Annotated in this window: 16 protein-coding genes and 1 pseudogene; 11 read left to right on the top strand and 6 right to left on the bottom strand. The window is 72.6% G+C overall.

The window, feature by feature from the left end; genetic code table 11:
- Positions 1–65: 65 nt before the first annotated feature.
- Positions 66–1619 carry a glutamine-hydrolyzing GMP synthase gene (gene guaA, locus GA0070214_RS13380; RefSeq protein WP_091262630.1) on the top strand — a complete coding sequence of 518 codons (1554 nt, stop codon included), beginning with the start codon at positions 66–68 and terminating at the stop codon, positions 1617–1619.
- Between the two features lie 7 nt (positions 1620–1626).
- On the opposite strand, the gene GA0070214_RS13375 is transcribed toward guaA, so the two are convergent.
- Positions 1627–1980, bottom strand: a complete 354-nt coding sequence (locus GA0070214_RS13375) for a PspC domain-containing protein (protein WP_091262627.1) — start codon at positions 1978–1980, stop codon at positions 1627–1629.
- 144 nt (positions 1981–2124) lie between these two features.
- Between GA0070214_RS13375 and GA0070214_RS13370 the strand changes: the two genes are divergently transcribed.
- From GA0070214_RS13370 to GA0070214_RS13360, 3 genes are all read left to right on the top strand, one after another.
- A complete protein-coding gene (locus GA0070214_RS13370; protein ID WP_091262625.1) occupies positions 2125–3072 on the top strand; it encodes an NUDIX domain-containing protein in 948 nt (315 codons plus the stop codon).
- A gap of 128 nt (positions 3073–3200) precedes the next feature.
- Complete coding sequence (locus tag GA0070214_RS13365) at positions 3201–4112, top strand: NUDIX hydrolase (RefSeq protein ID WP_091263110.1); 912 nt, start codon at positions 3201–3203, stop codon at positions 4110–4112.
- 345 nt (positions 4113–4457) lie between these two features.
- Positions 4458–5396: a CDP-alcohol phosphatidyltransferase family protein gene (locus GA0070214_RS13360; RefSeq protein WP_091262623.1), complete on the top strand. Its 939-nt coding sequence runs from the start codon at positions 4458–4460 to the stop codon at positions 5394–5396.
- A gap of 58 nt (positions 5397–5454) precedes the next feature.
- Here the strand turns inward: GA0070214_RS13360 and GA0070214_RS13355 are convergent, their stop codons facing one another.
- The 3 genes and pseudogenes from GA0070214_RS13355 to GA0070214_RS13345 all read right to left on the bottom strand — a co-directional run bounded on the left by GA0070214_RS13355 (position 5455) and on the right by GA0070214_RS13345 (position 9336).
- Entirely contained in the window at positions 5455–6702 is a 1248-nt protein-coding gene (locus GA0070214_RS13355) for a phosphatidylserine decarboxylase (protein WP_091263108.1), read from the bottom strand.
- 643 nt (positions 6703–7345) lie between these two features.
- Positions 7346–7528 (bottom strand): annotated as a pseudogene (locus GA0070214_RS33025) (hypothetical protein); the annotation flags it as partial.
- A complete protein-coding gene (locus GA0070214_RS13345) occupies positions 7525–9336 on the bottom strand; it encodes a PspC domain-containing protein (RefSeq protein WP_091262621.1) in 1812 nt (603 codons plus the stop codon). The gene GA0070214_RS13345 and the pseudogene GA0070214_RS33025, both read right to left, overlap by 4 nt.
- Before the next feature lie 189 nt (positions 9337–9525).
- Here GA0070214_RS13345 and GA0070214_RS13340 point away from each other — a divergent pair, with 189 nt between their 5' ends.
- On the top strand, positions 9526–10767 hold the full coding sequence (locus tag GA0070214_RS13340; RefSeq protein WP_091263106.1) for an ATP-binding protein: 1242 nt from the start codon (positions 9526–9528) through the stop codon (positions 10765–10767).
- A 2-nt stretch (positions 10768–10769) separates the two neighbouring features.
- On the top strand, positions 10770–11450 hold the full coding sequence (locus GA0070214_RS13335; protein WP_091263104.1) for a response regulator: 681 nt from the start codon (positions 10770–10772) through the stop codon (positions 11448–11450).
- Between the two features lie 27 nt (positions 11451–11477).
- Here GA0070214_RS13335 and GA0070214_RS13330 read toward each other — a convergent pair whose 3' ends face one another.
- Positions 11478–12215 carry a PIG-L deacetylase family protein gene (locus tag GA0070214_RS13330; protein WP_244167695.1) on the bottom strand — a complete coding sequence of 246 codons (738 nt, stop codon included), beginning with the start codon at positions 12213–12215 and terminating at the stop codon, positions 11478–11480.
- Positions 12216–12645: 430 nt separating this feature from the next.
- Between GA0070214_RS13330 and GA0070214_RS13325 the strand changes: the two genes are divergently transcribed.
- From GA0070214_RS13325 to GA0070214_RS13305, 5 genes are all read left to right on the top strand, one after another.
- Positions 12646–14289 (top strand): peptide ABC transporter substrate-binding protein, encoded by a 1644-nt coding sequence (locus tag GA0070214_RS13325; RefSeq protein WP_091262619.1) that lies wholly within the window; start codon positions 12646–12648, stop codon positions 14287–14289.
- 146 nt (positions 14290–14435) lie between these two features.
- Positions 14436–15362 (top strand): ABC transporter permease, encoded by a 927-nt coding sequence (locus tag GA0070214_RS13320; protein ID WP_091262617.1) that lies wholly within the window; start codon positions 14436–14438, stop codon positions 15360–15362.
- The gene (locus GA0070214_RS13315; protein WP_091262615.1) at positions 15355–16341 is read left to right on the top strand and encodes an ABC transporter permease; all 987 of its coding nucleotides are present in this window, start codon (positions 15355–15357) and stop codon (positions 16339–16341) included. The genes GA0070214_RS13320 and GA0070214_RS13315 overlap by 8 nt, the downstream gene beginning before the upstream one ends.
- Before the next feature lie 25 nt (positions 16342–16366).
- Complete coding sequence (locus tag GA0070214_RS13310; RefSeq protein ID WP_091262612.1) at positions 16367–17395, top strand: ABC transporter ATP-binding protein; 1029 nt, start codon at positions 16367–16369, stop codon at positions 17393–17395.
- A complete protein-coding gene (locus GA0070214_RS13305; protein ID WP_091262610.1) occupies positions 17388–18404 on the top strand; it encodes an ABC transporter ATP-binding protein in 1017 nt (338 codons plus the stop codon). Before GA0070214_RS13310 ends, GA0070214_RS13305 begins: the two co-directional genes overlap by 8 nt.
- A gap of 84 nt (positions 18405–18488) precedes the next feature.
- Here the strand turns inward: GA0070214_RS13305 and GA0070214_RS13300 are convergent, their stop codons facing one another.
- Entirely contained in the window at positions 18489–18836 is a 348-nt protein-coding gene (locus GA0070214_RS13300) for a chorismate mutase (protein WP_091262609.1), read from the bottom strand.
- Between the last annotated feature and the right edge of the window lie 246 nt (positions 18837–19082).

Here is a 19082-nt window from a genome sequence, read left to right as displayed (position 1 = left end):
GGGCGGCGCACGACACACCGGGGCATGGCCCGCGCCGGGGGTGACTGTCGGTAGGGTTGCTGCACATGAGCACGCCTCGCCCCGTCCTCGTGGTGGACTTCGGAGCCCAGTACGCCCAGCTCATCGCGCGCCGCGTCCGCGAGGCGAAGGTCTACTCGGAGATCGTCCCGCATTCGATGCCGGTGTCCGAGATGCTGGCGAAGAACCCGGCCGCGATCATCCTGTCCGGCGGCCCGTCCAGCGTCTACGCGCCCGACGCCCCGCAGATCGACGCCGGGATGTTCGACGCTGGGGTGCCCGTCTTCGGCATCTGCTACGGCTTCCAGGCCATGGCGCAGGCGCTCGGCGGCACCGTGGCCCGCACCGGCAACCGCGAGTACGGCGGCACCCCGCTGCACGCGCGCCCGGAGGCCGGCGTGCTGCTCCGCGACCTCCCGGACGACCTGCCGGTGTGGATGAGCCACGGCGACTGCGTCACCGAGGCCCCGGCCGGCTTCACGGTCACCGCCGAGTCGGCGGGCGCGCCGGTCGCCGCCTTCGAGGACCTGACCGGCCGCCGGGCCGGGGTGCAGTTCCACCCGGAGGTCGGGCACACCGCCCACGGCCAGGAGATGCTCGCCCGCTTCCTGCACGACATCGCGGGCATCGAGCCGACCTGGACGCCCGAGAACATCATCGACGAGCAGGTGGCCCGGATCCGGGCGCAGGTCGGCGACAAGGAGGTCATCTGCGGCCTGAGCGGTGGCGTCGACTCGGCGGTCGCCGCGGCGCTGGTGCACAAGGCCGTCGGCGACCAGCTCACCTGCGTCTTCGTCGACCACGGCCTGCTCCGCGCGGGCGAGGCCGAGCAGGTCGAGAAGGACTACGTCGCCGCCACCGGCATCAAGCTCAAGGTGGTCGACGCCCGCGAGCGGTTCCTCGGCGCGCTGGCCGGGGTCACCGACCCGGAGCAGAAGCGCAAGATCATCGGCCGGGAGTTCATCCGGGTCTTCGAGGCCGCCGCCCGGGAGATCGCCTCGCACGGCGACGTCGAGTTCCTGGTGCAGGGCACCCTCTACCCGGACGTCGTGGAGTCCGGCGGCGGCACCGGCACCGCCAACATCAAGAGCCACCACAACGTCGGCGGGCTGCCGGAGGACCTGAAGTTCGCCCTGGTCGAGCCGCTGCGCACGCTGTTCAAGGACGAGGTCCGCGCGCTCGGCCTGGAGCTGGGGCTGCCCGAGGCGATGGTCTGGCGGCACCCGTTCCCCGGCCCGGGCCTGGCCATCCGGATCATCGGCGCGGTCGACGAGGAGCGCCTGGCCGTGCTCCGCAGGGCCGACCTGATCGCCCGGCAGGAGCTCACCGCGGCCGGCCTCGACCGGGGCGTCTGGCAGTTCCCGGTGGTGCTCCTGGCCGACGTCCGCAGCGTCGGCGTGCAGGGCGACGGGCGCAGCTACGGGCACCCCGTGGTGCTGCGCCCGGTCTCCAGCGAGGACGCGATGACCGCCGACTGGTCCCGGCTGCCCTACGAGGTGGTGGCCCGGATCTCCACCCGGATCACCAACGAGGTCGCCGAGGTCAACCGGGTGGTCCTGGACGTGACCAGCAAGCCGCCGGGCACCATCGAGTGGGAGTGACGCCGGGTCAGGCCGCCGGCGGCGCCGGGGGCACCGGCGGCTGAGGCGCCGGCCGGGGCGCCGGCTCCGGCGTGGCCGGGTGCGTCGGCGGGACCGGCGGCCAGCCGGGCGCGGTGCCCGGCGCGTGCGGCCAGGCGGGTGCGCCCGCCGGCTCCTCGGGCATGAGGAACCACATGATCGGGTACGCGAGCGCGGCGATCCCGCCGGTGAGCAGGGTGGCCACCGCGAAGGCCACCCGCACGAGGGTGGGGTCGACGGCGAAGTAGCGGCCGAGGCCGCTGGCCACGCCGGCGACCATCCGGTCGGTGACCGGCCGGCGGAGCTGCTTGTACGGGGCCTGGGAGGGGTTCGTCGAGGTCATGTCTCCACGGTCCCGCGCGGCTCGGCGGGCGACCTCGGTGACCGCCCGGACACCTACCCTGACGCGTCCCTGAGGCGCCAGCCAAGAGTCAGGAATCTGACTCTTTTCGATGCCGGTAACCGCATCGGGGGAGAATTTTCTCCCGTGACCACCTTGCTGGAGCCGCTCCGCAGGATCGCGGCATACGCAGTTTGTGCTGATTCAGACGGCCGAGTGTTGCTGGTCCGCGCATCGGAGCGCTCCGGCACCCCCGGCACGTGGTCGCTGCCCGGCGGCGCGGTCGACCACGGTGAGGACCCGAAGCACACCGTCGTCCGGGAGACCGCCGCCGAGACCGGGCTCTCGGTCTCCGTCGCCGCCCTCCAGGACGTCCTGGCCGACATGCGGGCGCTGCCCGAGCGCGGCATCACGATCCACACCGACCGGCTGCTCTACACGGTCTCGGTGCGGGGCGGGACGCTGGCCGACCGGGTCGACCGCCCCACCGACCTGGCCCGCTGGTTCACCCTCGACGAGGCCCGGGAGCTGCCGCTGCGCTCGTTCGCCGCGCGCGCCCTGGGCCTGCCCACCTCCAGCGACGACATCGTGCCGGAGGAGGTCCCCGAGTTCCCCTCGTTCTACGCCGTCCCCGGGCCCGACGGGCTGCACCGGGCGCAGCGCTTCGCCGCGTACGCCGTGGTGACCGACCCGGAGGAGCGGGTGCTGCTCACCCGGGTCTCCGACGGCTACCCGGGCGCCGGCTGCTGGCACCTGCCCGGCGGCGGCACCGACTACGGCGAGCAGCCGGGCGCCGCGCTCATCCGGGAACTGGTCGAGGAGACCGGGCAGACGGGCCGCCTCGTCGAGCTGCTCGGGGTGGCCAGCCACCGGGACGCCGCGTCGCTCGGCCCCGAGGGCTACCCGATCGACTGGCACGGCGTACGCGCCTTCTACCGGGTGGTCGTCGACCAGCCCGCCCCGCCCACGGTGGCCGACGTCGGCGGCTCCACCTGCGAGGCCCGCTGGTTCCGCCGCGAGGAACTGGGCGCCCTCCCCACCGACCGCCTCACGGAGGTGACGGCCGAAGCCGTCCACGCCGCCCACCTGATCTGACCCCCCGCGCCCTCCCCGCCCGCGCCCCCGCCACTCAGCGGCGATCATGAAGTTATTGCCGGGACACGCCGATCCGGCGGGCAATAGGTTCATGATCGACGGGTTGAGCGGACGGGGGAGTGGTGCGGGTGGAGGAGCGGCGGCGGATCGGGGCCTACGGGGTGCTGTCGGACGGGCTCGGGCGGGTTCTGCTGGCACGCGGGTCGGAGGCGTGTCCCTATCCGGGGGTGTGGCAGCTGCCGGGGGGTGGGATCGAGCACGCCGAGCATCCGGCGCGGGCCGTCGAGCGGGAGTTCGCCGAGAAGACCGGGCTGACCGTCGCGGCCGGCGCCATCCGGGCCGCGGTCGCCGATGTGGCCGCCTGTCCGGGCGACGGCGTCGTGATGCACACCGACCGGCTGATCTTCGACATCGAGGCGCGCGGTGGCGAGCTGCGGCCGGAGCCGGCCGGGGGCAGTGACGAGCTGGGCTGGTTCACCCCGGACGAGGCGGCGGACGTGCCGCTGATGCCGTTCACGGCCGAGCTGCTCGGGCTGCCGGTGTCGCCCCTGCCGGCCGACCTGCCCCGGGCGCTCCCGCCCCCGGCGGCCGCCCCGGACGCCGACCGGCGGCAGCGCTTCGCCGCGTACGGGCTGGTCACCGACCCGGCCGGGCGGGTGCTGCTCACCATGATCGCGGACGGCTACCCGGGCGCCGGGCAGTGGCACCTGCCCGGCGGCGGCACCGACCACGGCGAGCAGCCGGCCGCCGGCCTGCTCCGGGAACTGGTCGAGGAGGCCGGCCAGCTCGGCCGGGTGGTCGGCCTGCTGGCCGTCGACAACCTGCACAACCCGGCCGCGCTCGGCCCGGAGGGTCGGCCGCTGGACTGGCACGGCGTCCGGGTGATCTATCGCGTCCGGGTGGACGCCCCGACCGAGGCGGTGGTGACCGAGCTCGCGGGCGGTTCGACGGCGCGGGCCGCGTGGTTCGCGCCGGACCAGGTCGGCGGCCTGCGGATGACCGACGTGGCGGCCCGGGCAACCGGACATCGGGGTAGGTGACGCCCGCTCGCCGAGCCGGCCTGGGCCGCCTCCGGTACAGTCGGTAGTTGGGATCGGGCGACGAAAACGGGCGATGAGGCCCGAGATGGGAATAAGTGAGCGGTTCGCGCGGTTAAGAGAGTTATAAGTACCGCCGGCAGCTATCGCCAACCCCCTATCCCCTGTGCAATGGTGTACTCCGCAAATGGGCTGCCGGGCCCGAAAGGTCCGGCACGAGACAGCCGGACACCCGCCCGCGTGGCGGTAACCCGATCCGGTGATGGAGGAAACGTGCCGAGAGCCCCATGGCGCCGGCGTCGTACGACTGACAGTCCGCGCCCCGCAGGGCGTCGCTGGGCGGGCCGGTTGCGCCGCAGCAGCACGTTCGCCCGCCAGGTGCTGCTGGTCCGGGTGGGCCGCCGGGACGGCGCCGCCGTCACCGGGACCGACCTGGTCACCCCCGACCACCGCTGGTCCGACCGGCAGCGTCTCCGCTACGGGCGGTACGAGGCCGACGTCGACGTCACGCGGTACGAGGCCGAGGTCGAGGCCGTGATGCCGGTCAGCCCGGCGCTCGCCCCGGCCACGCCGGTCGACGAGTCGCCGGCGATGTCGATCCCGCTGCTGCCGGGCGAGCGCACCGCCGCCCGCCGGGCGAAGTTCGCGCTGGTCAACGCCTGCACCCTGAGCAGCCTCATGCTCGGCATGCTGGCGATCTTCCTGGCCATGCAGAGTGAGGTCCGGGTCGCGGCGCTCTGCCTGATCGCGTGCGTCGCGTTCGACGGCCTGGACGGGGCGCTGGCCCGCAAGCTCAACGTGGCCAGCCCGTTCGGCGCGCAGATGGACTCGCTGGCCGACATGTGCTCGTTCGGCCTCGCCGCGCCGGTCGTGGTCTACGCCTCGCTGGCCGGCTCGGTGCCGCCCGCGGCCGCCGCGGTCGCCTGCGCCCTGGTCGCGGCCTGCGCCGCCATCCGGCTCGCCCGGTTCAACGTCTCGCCCAAGGACGGCCGGTTCTTCTGCGGCGTGCCGACCACCATGGCGGCGGCCGTGCTGGCCCTCACCGTGGCGATCGGGGTGCCGGTCTCCGGCCTGGTCATGGTCGCCGGCGTGGCGCTGCTCGCCTTCGCCATGGTCTCCAGCTTCCCCTACGCGAAGCTCGCCCGGCTGGTGAAGCTGCCGCCGTGGCTCTGGCTGGCCCCGGTGGTCGGCGCGCTTGTCGACATCCGGCTCACCTTCGCCCTCGTGGTGGTGGGCTACCTGGTCAGCGGCCCGGTGCTCTGGCTGCGCCAGCGCCGCACCGCCTGACCCTCAGCACGCAGAAGGGGCGCCGCGCGAGCGGCGCCCCTTCTCGCGCTTGTCGGGATCAGCTCCAGCGGGCGATGACCGTCGAGCCGCCGACCACCTTGTCGCCCGGGCCCACGAGCGGCTCGGCGGCGTCGGCCGGCAGGTAGACGTCGGTGCGCGAGCCGAACCGGATGAGGCCGAAGCGCTCGCCCCGGGCCAGGAGCGCGCCGACCGGCGCCCGCTGCACGATCCGGCGGGCGATCAGCCCCGTCCGCTGCGCCACCACCACCGTGCCGTGGTCGGTGTCGAGCACCGTGTACGCGGCAACGTTGTGCTCGGCGTCCGGCTTCATGGCGTTGACGAAGCCGCCGTCGGCCACGAAGTAGTCGACCACCTTGCCGGCCACCGGCGAGCGGTTGACGTGTACGTCCAGCACGGACAGGAAGACGGCGATGCGCAGCCACTCGCCCTCGCCGAAGCGCTCGTCGTGCAGCCGCTGCACCGACAGGACCTGACCGTCCGCCGAGGCGACCACGGCCGACGGGTCCTCCGGCACGTCCCGCTCCGGGTCCCGGAAGAACGCGGCGACCGGGGCGGCGGCCAGCGCCGGCAGCAGCCAGAGCCTGGACTTGGGCCGGGCGGCCCGGGCCAGCGCGGCCAGCCCGAGGGTGATGCCGGCGGCGGCCACGCCGTTGGAGTCGATGTGCATGCTCCGGGTCAGCGGCACGCTCGACGGCCGGTACGCCGGCGACAGCGACGCGGCCAGCGCGGCCGGCGCCGGGGTGGAGCGCAGGTGGTGCACGCGTACCGGCGGGGAGTTGCGCAGCACCAGGTCGGTGCGGACGCCGTGGAGCAGCCCCTGCCGGTCCAACTCGGCCCCGGCGCCCTCGGTGCGGAACAGCGGCGCGGCCACGCTCAGCACGGCCCCCTCGGCCAGGTACTTCGTCAGCCCGTCGACGGCGGTGCGGGCCTCCTCGGCGGTGCCGGTGAACGGCTCGGCCGAGATCACCACCGCGGCGGCGTCGGCCTCGGCGAGGGTGTCGGCCACGCGTACCCGGTCGGCCACCCAGCGGCCCTGGGCCGTCACGTGCGCGCGGAGCGCGGCCGCGGAGGCGCCCTCCGCGGGGACGACGGTGAGCCGGTCGCCGGGGAGCAGCGCCTCGATCGCCGCGGCCAGCACCGCGGACTCCGGGGTCGCGCCGACCAGCAGGCCGGCCTTCGCGTCGTTACGCCGGGCGAACTCGCTGACGAGGGTGCGGGCGGCGCGCTCGCCGACGCGGACCGCACCGGCGGGGCCGGTGACGCGCACGGCGGGGGACTGGGTCATCTCGGACGGGCTCCTGACGAGGTAGAGACGGAAGGAGACGGGACCGACCCGGGCGACCCGGCCGACCGGGAGCCCCGGCCGCGACCGGGGCGCCACGGGTGGGCCGGCCGGTGGAGGCGGGATCTCCACCAGCCAGCATAGGCGGCGCTGCCGACGACCCGCACCGCCGCGGTCAGCCCGGCCCGTCCCCGCCGGTACGCGGACCGCCCCCCGGCCGGTCCGCCGCCTCGTCCACCGCCGGCAGTTCCCGGGTGGCCGGCCCGGCCGTGCCGTCCCGCTCCTCGGCGGCGGGCAGCTCGCGGGTCGCGTCGGTCCGTTCCTCGGCGGCGGGCAGCTCGCGGGTCGTGTCGTACCGCTCCTCGGCGGCCGGAAGCTCGCGGGTCGCCGGTTCCGCCCGGTCCGGCAGGGCCGGCTCGACGGGCGACAGCTCGCGGGTCACCGGTTCGCTCCGGACCTCCGGTGCGCCGGGCGACCAGCGTGGCTCCTCGTCGAACGGGCGGTCCTCGCGCGCCGCGAGCGGCGCGTCGGTCACCGCGTCGGTGGCCCACTCGTCCGCCTCGTCACCGGCCGGTGTGGAGGTGGCCGGAGTGCCGGCCTCGTAGGGGGCGGACACGGTGCTCTCCGCCGGTTCCGGCCCGGTGTGCCGGCCCGAGCGCAGCGCGCCGACCAGACCGAGGAGTCCGATCAGGATCAGTGCGCCGGCCAGGAACCAGCCCACCGGGGGCAGCGCCAGCCCGAGGATCCGGGCCAGCAGCCACCAGGCGGACAGCCCGAGGAAGGCCAGCCCGAAGGCGAACGACACGATGTCGGTGCGGTGAGCCTTCACCGGGTCACCTCCAGGTTTCCGGCGTTGACGTGGATCAGCAGGCGCAGCGTGCCGCCGCCGCGGCCGTCCGGCCCGAGGTCGGTGTTCTCCCACTGGCGGCCGTTCAACCCGCCGTTCCGCTCGCCGAAGACAGTGGCGTCACCGGCGTTGACGTCGGCCACCGTGGTGACGTCGACGTTCGGCGGCACGACCACCGTCGCCTTGCCGAAGTTGACCTCGACGGTCACCTGGGTGTCCTTCTTGTCGAAGTCGACCGCGCGCAGGTCGAGCACGGAGTCGCCGAAGTTGTTCTCGTACCGGTCGGCCAGGTCCCGGTAGTCGGCGGGGGCCCAGGTGACGTTGCCGTCGATCCCGCGGACCCGGTCGTAGGAGTCGGCCACGGTCGCGATGCCGAGCGCCGCCGCGGTCACCAGACCGAGTGCGATCAGCCAGCGGGCCCGGCCGAACCAGGTGCCCACGAGCAGCCCCAGCCCGATGGTGGCCAGCACGGCGGCGAAGTAGCCGGCCGCGCCGACCGGAAAGGCGTCGAGCAGGTCGAGCATCGCCACCACGCCCAGCGCCAGGAAGATCAGCGAGAAGGTGACGGCGCCGAGCGCGGACCGCTCCTTCGGCCGCTTCGGCGGCTTGGCCGGGCGGGCCGGCGCCGGCGGAACGGGCGGGGTCGACCCGGCGTAGGGACCGTGCGGGGCGAACGGCGGCCGGTAGCCCCCGGGCGGCAGCGGCGCGCCCACCGGGGCGGGCGGCGGCACGGCGGCGGGCTCCTCGTAGGGACGCCCGGTCGTCGGCGCGGCGGACCAGGCCGCGGTCGCATCGGTGCCGGGCCATGCCTCGCCGGCCCGGCTGCCCGGGACGGCCGGCGGTCGCGCCACGGTGGGCTCCGGCTCGGACCAGGCGGGCCGGGCGACGGTCGCGGCCGGCCAGCCGGCGGCGGAGACCGGTGCGGGCGGGTATCCCGGCTCGGGGCGGGCGGCCGGCGGGGCGGTGACCGGCTGCTCGCCGGACCACGGCGTGGCCTCGGCCGGCGTGCCGGACCAGGGCGCCGGGGCGGCCTCGGCCGGGGTGCCCGACCAGGGCGTCGACGGGGTGGCGGGCGTCGGGACCGGTCCGGCGGCGGCCGGCGTCCCGGAAGCGGGCGTGGCGGCCGGCGGCGCGGGCCAGGCGACCGGGGGAACGGGACCCGGCGGCGGGCCGGGCGGCGCGCCCGGCGCCGCCGTACGGGTCGCCGGGGCGCGCTGGTCGCGGTTGAGCAGCAGCGCACCGCCGATCAGGATCACCGCCCCGAGCAGGATCGCCCGGAACCCGTTCGTGACGACGTAACCGAAACCGACCGCCACTACGATGCTGAGCACGATCACGGTGATCGGGGACATGCTGGACCGGCCGCGGCCGAGCATCGACTCCACCGGGGAGGCGGTGTCCCCCTCGCCGGGGATGATGAGCCACGCGGTGACGTAGACCAGGATGCCGATGCCACCGAAGAAGCCCAGCACGGCCAGGAGCACCCGCCACAGCACCGGATCGGTGTTGGTGGCCCGGCCGATCGCCGCGCAGACGCCGGCCAGGTAACGGCCCTCCCGGGGGCGGACCAGCCCGTACCGGGAGGTGAAGCCGGCGCCGCCGGGCGGTGGCGCGTACCCGGTGGGTGGCGGGTCGGCGGACGGCCCTCCGCCGGTGGGCGGCGGGGTGGATCCGGGTGGCGGGGGCGCCGTGGTGTCGGCGGCGGTGGGCGCCGGCCCCGGCGGGGGTGGCGGTGGCCCGTCCTGTGCTGCCGCCCCGTGGTGGGGCGGACGGGCAGCGTCCTCGGTCATGCCTCCGATCCTGCTGCCCCGGCCGCCCGAGCGTCCTCAGGACCCGACCCTGACCCCACCCTGAGATCCCGGGGCCGCGAATGTCCGGGGCGTCCCCGTGGTCGGGGGCGGTGCGGCCGTGTGACGATCGGGACGTCGGCCGCCGCCGGCACGCCGTCCCCGACCCGGGAGCCTCCGATCAGCAGCACCGTGACCCCGCACCCCCCGCGCCTCTACCGGGCCACCGAGCACCGGCTGGCCGCCGGGGTGGCCGCCGGCATCGCCGAGCACCTGGGCATCTCGGTGCTCCGCGTGCGGGTGGCCTTCATGGTGCTGCTCGGGCTGAGTGGCCTCGGGCTGCTGCTCTACGCCGCCTTCTGGGCGGTCGTCCCGCCGCGGCCCGGCGACACCGCCGTCCCGCCCCGCCGCGACCTCACCCAGCTGCTGCCCTTCGTGGCGATCGGGCTGGGCGTGCTGCTGCTCCAGGTCGTCGCCTTCGACTCGGTCGGCGCGGCCGGCACCGCGGGCTGGCTGGTCGCCATCATCGCGGTCGGCGCCGGGGTGATCTGGCACCAGTCCGCGCCGGAGCGCCGCCGGCAGTGGGGCGGCTCGATGGCGGTGCCCTGGCTGGGCGCGGTGGTGGAGGAGAGCGACCGGCGCGCGTTCGTGCTCCGCTTCATCGGCGGCGGCGTGCTCGTCGCGGTGGGCATCATCGGCGTGGCGGCGGTCTACTCGCCGGCGCAGAACTTCGACGCGGTGCTCAACGGCATCATCTTCGCGCTGGTCGGGCTGGCCGGCGTGGGTGTGGTGACCGGCCCGGTGCTCTGGCGCACGTGGAACCAGCTCCGTTCGGAGCGCGAAGGGCGGATCCGGGAGCAGGAGCGGGCCGAGCTGGCCGCCATGGTGCACGACCAGGTGCTGCACACCCTCGCCCTCATCCAGCGCAACGCCGGCGACGTCAAGACGGTGCAGCGGCTGGCCCGGGGTCAGGAGCGGTCGCTGCGGAACTGGCTCTACAAGCCGACCGCCTCGCCGACCGAGCGATTCGCGGCCGCCCTGGAGCAGGCCGCCGCCGAGGTGGAGGACACCTTCGCCATCACCGTGGAGACGGTGGTGGTCGGCGACCGGGAGACCGACGAACGGGTCGGGGCGCTGGTCGCCGCGGCCCGGGAGGCGCTGGTCAACGCGGCCCGGCACGCGGAGGTGCAGACCGTCTCGCTCTATGCCGAGGTGGAGCCGGAGCAGGTGAGCGCCTTCGTCCGGGACCGGGGCAAGGGCTTCGACCCGGATACGGTGGAGGATCACCGGCACGGAGTCCGGGGTTCGATCATCGGACGGATGAAGCGGCACGGCGGCCGGGCGGAGATCCGGTCCGAGCCGGGGGAGGGGACCGAGGTCCGGCTGATCCTGCCGATCAGCGGCTCCGGCTCCACGGCGGAAAGGGACAGATGACCATGGTCGAGCAGGAACCGGTCGAGGGCGCGGCGCCCCGGGACGGGCGGCTGCGGGTGTTCCTCGTCGACGACCACGCGATGTTCCGGGCCGGCGTCCGCGCCGAGCTCGGCGCGCGCGTCGAGGTGGTCGGCGAGGCCAGCACGGTGGCGGAGGCGGTCAGCCGGATCGCGGCGATGCAGCCGGACGTGGTGCTGCTCGACGTGCACATGCCCGACGGCGGCGGCCGGGCGGTGCTGGAGGCGATGCGGCGTACGCACCCGCAGGTGCGCTTCCTCGCGCTGAGCGTGTCCGACGCCGCCGAGGACGTGATCGGGCTGATCCGGGCGGGCGCCCGGGGCTACGTCACGAAGACCATCTCGCCCGAGGAGCTGACCGACGCGATCCGGCGGGTGGCCGACGGGGACGCGGTGTTCAGCCCGCGGCTGGCCGGCTTCGTGCTGGACGCCTTCGCGTCCCGGCCGGACGCGCCGGTGGCCGATCCCGAGCTGGACCAGCTCACCAACCGGGAGCGCGAGGTGCTCCGGCTGCTCGCCCGGGGGTACGCGTACAAGGAGATCGCCCGGGAGCTCTACATCTCGATCAAGACGGTCGAGACGCACGTCTCCAACGTGCTGCGCAAGCTCCAGATGTCCAACCGCTACGAGCTGTCCCGCTGGGCCGCCGACCGCCGGTTGGTCTGACCGCTCCGGCGGCGCCGGCCCGGGGCGTCACTCGGTGGTGCGCAGCACCGTGAACGCCTCGGCCAGCCGCCCGGGCGGGAGGCCGGCGTTGTCGGCCACGGTGGTGAGCCGGTCCCGGATCCAGGTCGGCACGTCCAGGTGGGCGGTCTGCGACCGGTGCGCCTCCATCGCGGCGATCTTGCGGTCGATCCGGTCGGTCACGTCGATGGCGTGATCCGGGCCGGGCCCGCCCGCGTACCAGATCTCCCGGACCACCCACGGTTCCAGCCCCTCGTCGAGCAGTTCCGGGAAGGCGAAGGGGTTTCGTGAGTCCGGGTAGACGGCGCAGGTCGTGGCCTCGCCGACGGCCAGGTGGTCGGGGTGGCTCGGGCCGGTGAGGTGCTCCCAGCGCCGCAGCGGCGAGCTGGTCAGCACCCGGTCCGGCCGGAACCGGCGGATCGCGGCGCTGATCTGCCGGCGCAGCGCCAGGCTGGGCGTGAGGGTGCCGTCGCTGTGGCCGTCGAGGAAGTCGACCCGGTGTACGCCGACCGCCGCGGCCGCCGCCCGCTGCTCCGCCTCCCGCCGGGCCGGCATCTCCTCGCGCGGCGTGTCGTCGAAACCACCGGAGTCGCCACGGGTGGCGATGAGGTACGCCACTTCGATACCCTCATCCACCCAGCCGGCGATGGTGCCCGCACAGCCGAAGTCGACATCATCCGGATGGGCAAAAACCGCGAGGGCCCGACGGACGTCGGGCAGCACCGGAGCGGACGCGGGGAAGCTCACGGCGCCGAGCCTACGCGGGTGGTCTCGTCCCGTCTGGGCGTGTCTTACCTGTTCAGCCCCGTGCGACTCGGGCGTTTCATGATCTTTTCTCAAGTATCGGCAACGTGGCGGGCAACTAACGTCTTGATAACGGCACCTTCACGCAAAGGGCTGGTGAGTGTCACAGTGGCAGCACCTCACCCCCCGGTGTGAGGCACCCCGTCGGGCCCGCCGACCACGTGACGCCGCCTCCACGCGCCGCGCGTGGCCGTCGACCCTGCGCGGTGTCTGCGTCGAAGGGTGTGGCGCCCGGCGGATCGGTACCCCTGGGGTGTCCCGATTTCCTCTGCGGTAAACCGGCGTCCTGTGGTTCGGGCCGTCGGCGGTGTCACCCCCCAAACGTGCGTGAAACCCACGACGGAACCAGGTTAGAAAGAGGAGGCCCCTCGGAATGAGAGTCTCGAAGCGGGCGAGCGGCGCGCTCGCGGTGGGCGCGGCATTCGCGCTCATCGCGTCCGGCTGCTCCAGCGGCAACGACGACGGCGGCGACGCCAGCGCCAGCAAGGACGGCGCGATCGTCATCGACGGCACCCAGCCGGAGAACCCCCTGGTTCCGGCGAACACCACCGAGACCGGTGGCGGCAAGATCATCGACTGGGTGTGGAGCGGCCTGGTCGAGTACCCCAACAACGGTGGGGCCCCGCAGAACCTGCTGGCCGAGTCGATCGAGACGAGCGACTCGAAGGTCTTCAAGATCAAGATCAAGCAGAACACCAAGTTCCACGACGGCACCACCGTCAAGGCCGAGAGCTTCGTCAAGGCCTGGAACTGGGCGGCCTACGGCCCGAACGGCGCGCAGAACGCCTCCTTCTTCTCGGACATCCAGGGCTTCGAGGACACCTACACCGAGGACCCGGACGGCCCGGACGGCCCGAAGAAGGCCGCGGAGCCGAAGGCCAAGGAGATGTCCGGCCTCAAGGTCATCGACGACTGGAACTTCGAGGTCACGCTCTCCTCGCCGACCGCCGTGTTCCCGACCAAGCTCGGCTACAGCGCCTTCATGCCGCTGCCCGACGCCTTCTTCGCCACCACTCCGGCGGAGTTCGGCAAGAAGCCGATCGGTAACGGCCCGGTCAAGCTCGTCTCCTGGCAGGACGACGTCGAGCTGAAGCTCACCCGCTTCGACGACTACAGCCTGCGCGACAAGATGAAGATCAAGGACGTCACCGTCAAGATCTACCAGGACGACACGGCGGCCTACAACGACCTGCTCGCCGGCAACCTGGACTTCCAGCAGCAGGTCCCGGTCTCCTCGCTGGCCGGTGACAAGTGGAAGACCGACCTGGGCGAGCGGGCGATCCAGACGACCATCCCGTCGAACGGCATCATCGCCTTCCCGATCTACGACAAGCGGTTCCAGAACAAGGACCTGCGTCGCGCCATCTCCCTGTCGATCAACCGGCAGGAGGTCACCGACAAGATCTTCTTCGGTAACCGCAAGCCGGCCGACAGCTGGGCCAACCCGCTGACCCCGGGCGCGACCCCGGGCGACTGCACCGCCTGCAAGTTCGACCCGACCGAGGCCAAGCGGCTGCTCCAGCAGGCCGGTGGCTTCCAGGGCAAGCTGACCCTGTCGTACAACGCGGACGCCAGCCACAAGGAGTGGATGGAGGCCGTCGCCCAGCAGATCAAGACCAACCTGGGCATCGACGCGGTCGCCGTGGGCGTGCCGACCTTCGCGGTCTTCCGGGCGAACATCAACGCCTACAAGATGACCGGTCTGTACCGCGCCGGCTGGCAGCAGGACTACCCGGACGTGGAGAACTGGATCAACCCGCTCTACGTGACCGGCGGTTCCTCGAACGACGGCAAGTACAGCAACCCGCAGGTGGACGCCCTCGCCAAGGAGGCCTCCGCGGCCCCCAGCCTCGAGGAGGCCCACAAGAAGTTCGCCGAGGCGGTCAAGATCATTGACCAGGACGTCCCGGCGATGCCGATCTACTTCAGCGGCGAGCAGTCCGGCCACTCGGAGAAGATCAAGAAGCTGGAGCTGTCCAACGTCGGCGAGCTCGACATCACCTCGGTCGAGCTCTGATCCGAACGGTCTGACCCCGGGTCGGGCTCGCCTACCGGTGAGCCCGACCCGGGGCCGTTCCGCGAGGGGGTGTACAACGAACCCCTCGCACGTTGTCGCCATCCGTGTCGGTCGGCCGACGCGCCCCCTGTCTGGAGGACCACCCCATGGGCCGTTATCTGTTGAGACGGCTGCTGCAACTCGTGCCGGTGTTCATCGGCACGACGTTCCTGATCTACTGGCTCGTCTGGTCGGTGCCCGGCGACCCCTTCGCCGGCAAGTGCGGCGACCGCGGTTGCCCCCCGAACTACCGGGCCATGATGACCGAGAAGTACCATCTCGACGATTCGATCTGGGTGCAGTACGCCAGCTACATGAAGAACCTCTTCCAGGGGGACTTCGGTATCACGTTCGGCGGTCGCGAGATCAGCGACATCATCGCCACGTCGTACCCGAACACCCTGAAGCTGGCGGTGGTCGCGCTCGCCATCGAGGCGATCATCGGTCTCGGCGCGGGCGTCCTCACCGGTCTCCGGCGTAACGGCTTCCTGGACAACCTGGTCCTGATCTCCACCCTCTTCCTGATCGCGCTGCCGGTCTTCGTCATCGGCTTCGTGCTCCAGTGGCTGCTCGGTGTGAAGTGGGGGATCGTCAACCCCACCGTCTCCAACGAGATGCGGTTCAGCGAGCTGATCGTGCCCGGCTTCGTGCTCGGTAGCGCCTCGATGGCGTACATCGCCCGGGTGGCGCGGACGAGCATCGCCGAGAACCGGCGGGCCGACTACGTCCGCACCGCCATCGCCAAGGGCCTTCCCATGCGCCGGGTCGTCGGCGTGCACCTGCTGCGCAACTCGCTCATCCCGGTCGTGACCCTGCTCGGCACCGACCTCGGCGCCCTGATGGGTGGCGCGATCGTGACCGAGGGCATCTTCGGCATCAACGGCATCGGCCGCCAGGTGCTGCGGGCCATCGTCACCAAGGAGAGCGCTACCGTTGTCGGCATCGTGGTGGTGCTGGTGCTCGTCTATCTCGTGATGAACCTGCTGGTGGACCTGCTCTACGCCGCCCTGGACCCGAGGATCCGCTATGAGTGACCCGAGTACCGCGTCGATCGTCTCGACGCCGCCCGCGACCATGCCGACCGAGGCTGGTTCCGGCGCGCCCGTCAACGCGGGCCTGCCGGAGAGCGCCCAGAAGCAGCAGAAGCCGCGCGGCCTCCTGGCTGACGCCTGGCGGGACCTGCGCCGCAAGCCGCTGTTCTGGATCTCGGCGGCCTTCATCCTGCTGTTCATCGTGATGGCCGCGTTCCCGGCGCTGTTCACCTCGGGTGACGCCGTCAACGGTGCGCTGTCGCGCAGCCGGGTCGAGCCGTCGTCCGACGCGTGGTTCGGCTACGACGTGCAGGGCCGTGACGTGTACGCCCGGGTGATCTACGGCGCCCGCGCCTCGATCGTGGTGGCGGTGCTGTCGACGCTGTGCACGCTGCTGATCGGTGGGGCGATGGGCATCATCGCCGGCTACCGCGGTGGGTGGGTGGACGCGCTGCTCTCCCGGATCGCGGACATCTTCTTCGGCCTGCCGTTCGTGCTCGGCTCGATCGTCATCCTGACCACGTTCAACGGCTCGGGCAGCGACAACAACGAGTGGCAGATCATGGGCCTGGTCATCATTTCGCTGGTGGTGCTGCTGTGGCCGGTGGTGATGCGGCTGATGCGCTCGTCGGTGCTCGCCACCAAGGAGGCCGACTACATCGTGGCGGCCCGCGCGCTGGGCGCCGGCACCGGCCGGATCATCCTCAAGCACCTGCTGCCGAACTGCCTGGCCCCGCTGCTGGTCTACGGCACGATCATGGTCGGCTCCTTCATCGGCGCCGAGGCCACCCTGTCCTTCCTGGGCATCGGCCTGAAGAGCCCGGTGGTGTCCTGGGGCATCATGATCAGCGAGGCCCAGAACTACATCCGCGTCTCGCCGTTCCTGCTGTTCTTCCCCGCCGCGTTCCTCGTCACCGCCGTGCTGAGCTTCGTCATGCTCGGCGAGGCGGTCCGCGAGGCCCTCGACCCGAAGCTCCGATAGGGGAACTGAGTTGTCCGACATTCTCGTGTCCGAGCAGTCCGCGCCGGGCGCCGACGGATCCGGCCGCCCCTCGGGCCGCCTGCTCGAGGTCGACGGCCTGCGGGTGGAGTTCCGCACCCGGGACGGTGTCGCCAAGGTCATCAACGGGGTGACGTACCACGTCGACGCGGGGGAGACCCTCGCCGTGCTCGGCGAGTCCGGCTCCGGCAAGAGCGTCACCGCGCAGACCATCATGGGCATCCTCGACACCCCGCCCGGCTTCGTCACCGGTGGCCAGGTCCGCTTCCACGGCAAGGACATGCTCAAGATGTCCGCCGAGCAGCGGCGCCGGATCCGGGGTGAAGGCATTGCGATGATCTTCCAGGACTCGCTCTCCGCCCTCAACCCGGTTTTCACCGTCGGCTTCCAGATCGCCGAGCAGTTCCGCATCCGGCGCGGCCTGAGCCGCTCGGACGCCAAGAAGCGCGCGATCGAGATGCTCGACCAGGTCAAGATCCCGAACGCCAAGGGCCGGTACAGCAACTACCCGCACCAGTTCTCGGGTGGTATGCGGCAGCGCGCCATGATCGCCATGTCGCTGGCGCTCGACCCCGAGGTGCTGATCGCCGACGAGCCGACCACCGCGCTGGACGTGACCGTGCAGGCCCAGATCATGGACCTGCTGGGCGAGCTTCAGCGTGAGCGGCAGATGGGCATGATCCTGATCACCCACGACCTCGGCGTGGTCGCCGACGTCGCGGACCGGATCGCGGTCATGTACGCCGGCCGGATCGTCGAGGAAGCCGACGTGTACGACCTGTACGCCAAGCCGGCGCACCCGTACACCCTCGGCCTGCTCAACTCGATCCCGCGGATGGACGAGAAGGGGCAGGAGCTCCGCACCATCAAGGGCCTCCCGCCGAACCTGATGAACATCCCGCCGGGCTGCGCCTTCAACCCGCGCTGCCCCATGGCGCAGCCGGTGTGCCGGGAGAAGGTGCCCCCGCTGCTGCAGTTGGGCCGCGGCCGGGCCAGCGCCTGCCACTTCGCCGAGGAGCTCGTGAACCGTGACTGAGAACATCATCGAGGTCCGTGACCTGGTCAAGCACTACCCCGTGACCCGGGGTGTGGTGTTCAAGAAGACCATCGGTCACGTCAAGGCGGTCGACGGCGTCTCCTTCGACCTGAAGGCCGGCGAGACCCTCGGCGTGGTCGGCGAGTCCGGCTGTGGCAAGTCGACGCTCGCCCGGGTGCTGATGAACCTGGAGAAGCCGACCGCCGGCCAGGTGCTCTACAAGGGCCAGGACATCTCCAAGCTCTCCGGCGGGGCGCTGCGGCGCCTGCGCCGGCAGATCCAGCTGGTGATGCAGGACCCGTACACCTCGCTGAACCCGCGTATGACGGTCGGCGACCTGATCGGCGAGCCGTTCGAGATCCACCCCGAGGTGGCTCCGCGGCGGTCCCGCCGGGACAAGGTCAAGGAGCTGCTCGACCTGGTCGGCCTCAACCCGGAGCACATCAACCGGTACCCGCACCAGTTCTCCGGCGGCCAGCGGCAGCGCATCGGCATCGCCCGGGCGCTGGCCCTGCGGCCCGAGGTCATCGTCTGCGACGAGCCGGTGTCGGCCCTGGACGTGTCGATCCAGGCGCAGGTGATGAACCTGCTGGAGAAGCTCCAGGCCGAGTTCGGTCTCTCGTACGTCTTCATCGCCCACGACCTGTCGGTCGTGCGCCACCTCTCCGACCGGGTCGCCGTCATGTACCTGGGCAAGATGGTGGAGGTCGGCACCGAGGACGAGATCTACGAGCGGCCGACCCACCCGTACACCCAGGCGCTGCTGTCGGCGGTGCCGGTGCCGGACCCGACCGTGCGGGAGAGCAAGGCGATCATCCGGCTCCAGGGTGACGTCCCCTCGCCGGTCAGCCCGCCCTCGGGCTGCCGGTTCCGCACCCGGTGCTGGAAGGCGCAGGACGTCTGCGCCCAGGAGGTGCCGCTGCTCCAGATCCGGCCGGGCTCGGACCACCCGAGCGCCTGCCACTTCGCGGAGAAGCGGGAGATCGTCGCCACCCACGAGGCGGCCTGATCCACCCCGGACCGCCTGCCGGCGTCGACTGGACGCCGGCAGGCGGTTCGTCGTATCCGGCGGCCGCCGCACCGCCGGCGAGCGTCACAGCGGTCCGCGGCCGGCGCGCAGCAGCAGGAGCGCGAGCTGGGTGCCGTCGGCACCGAGGGCCTCGCGGAACCGCTCCAGGATCTCCCGCTCCCGGGAGAGCACCAGCCGGGTGCCGCCCGAGGCCATCCGGGTGGCCCCGACCTCCTGGGAGAGCGCGGCCCGCTCCTGCCAGAGCGCGATGATGGTGCGGTCGATCTCGTCGATCCGCTCCCGGATCTCGCTGATCCGCTCGGCCGCCGCCGAGTCGTCGGTGCCGGTCCGCGCCGCCGCGGCCCCGGTCGGGTCACCGCCGGCCGGCCGGTCGTGCGGCGCCAGGCTGCCGTCCACCACGTCAGTCATCATCGTCGTACCCCTCGGGGTCTCGGGCCCGGTACCCGGATCCCGGGACGGAAAAAGCCCCGGGCTCCAGGAGCCCGGGGCTTTTCGTAGGTCTGTGATCAGGCGCGACCTACGGCTGCCGGACTCCCGGTGCCGTAGTAAAAGTAGAAGCGCTGACCGAACACGCCGTCGAGTATGCCGAGCCGGGGGCACCCGCGCAAGGAAACCCGCCAACAGGTGGGACGGTGACGCCGGCCGGCCCGTCCGGCC

Origin of the sequence: Micromonospora chaiyaphumensis (genome assembly GCF_900091435.1) — a bacterium.
GTDB classification, from domain to species: domain Bacteria; phylum Actinomycetota; class Actinomycetes; order Mycobacteriales; family Micromonosporaceae; genus Micromonospora; species Micromonospora chaiyaphumensis.
This window is presented reverse-complemented; position numbering and strand designations above follow the sequence as displayed.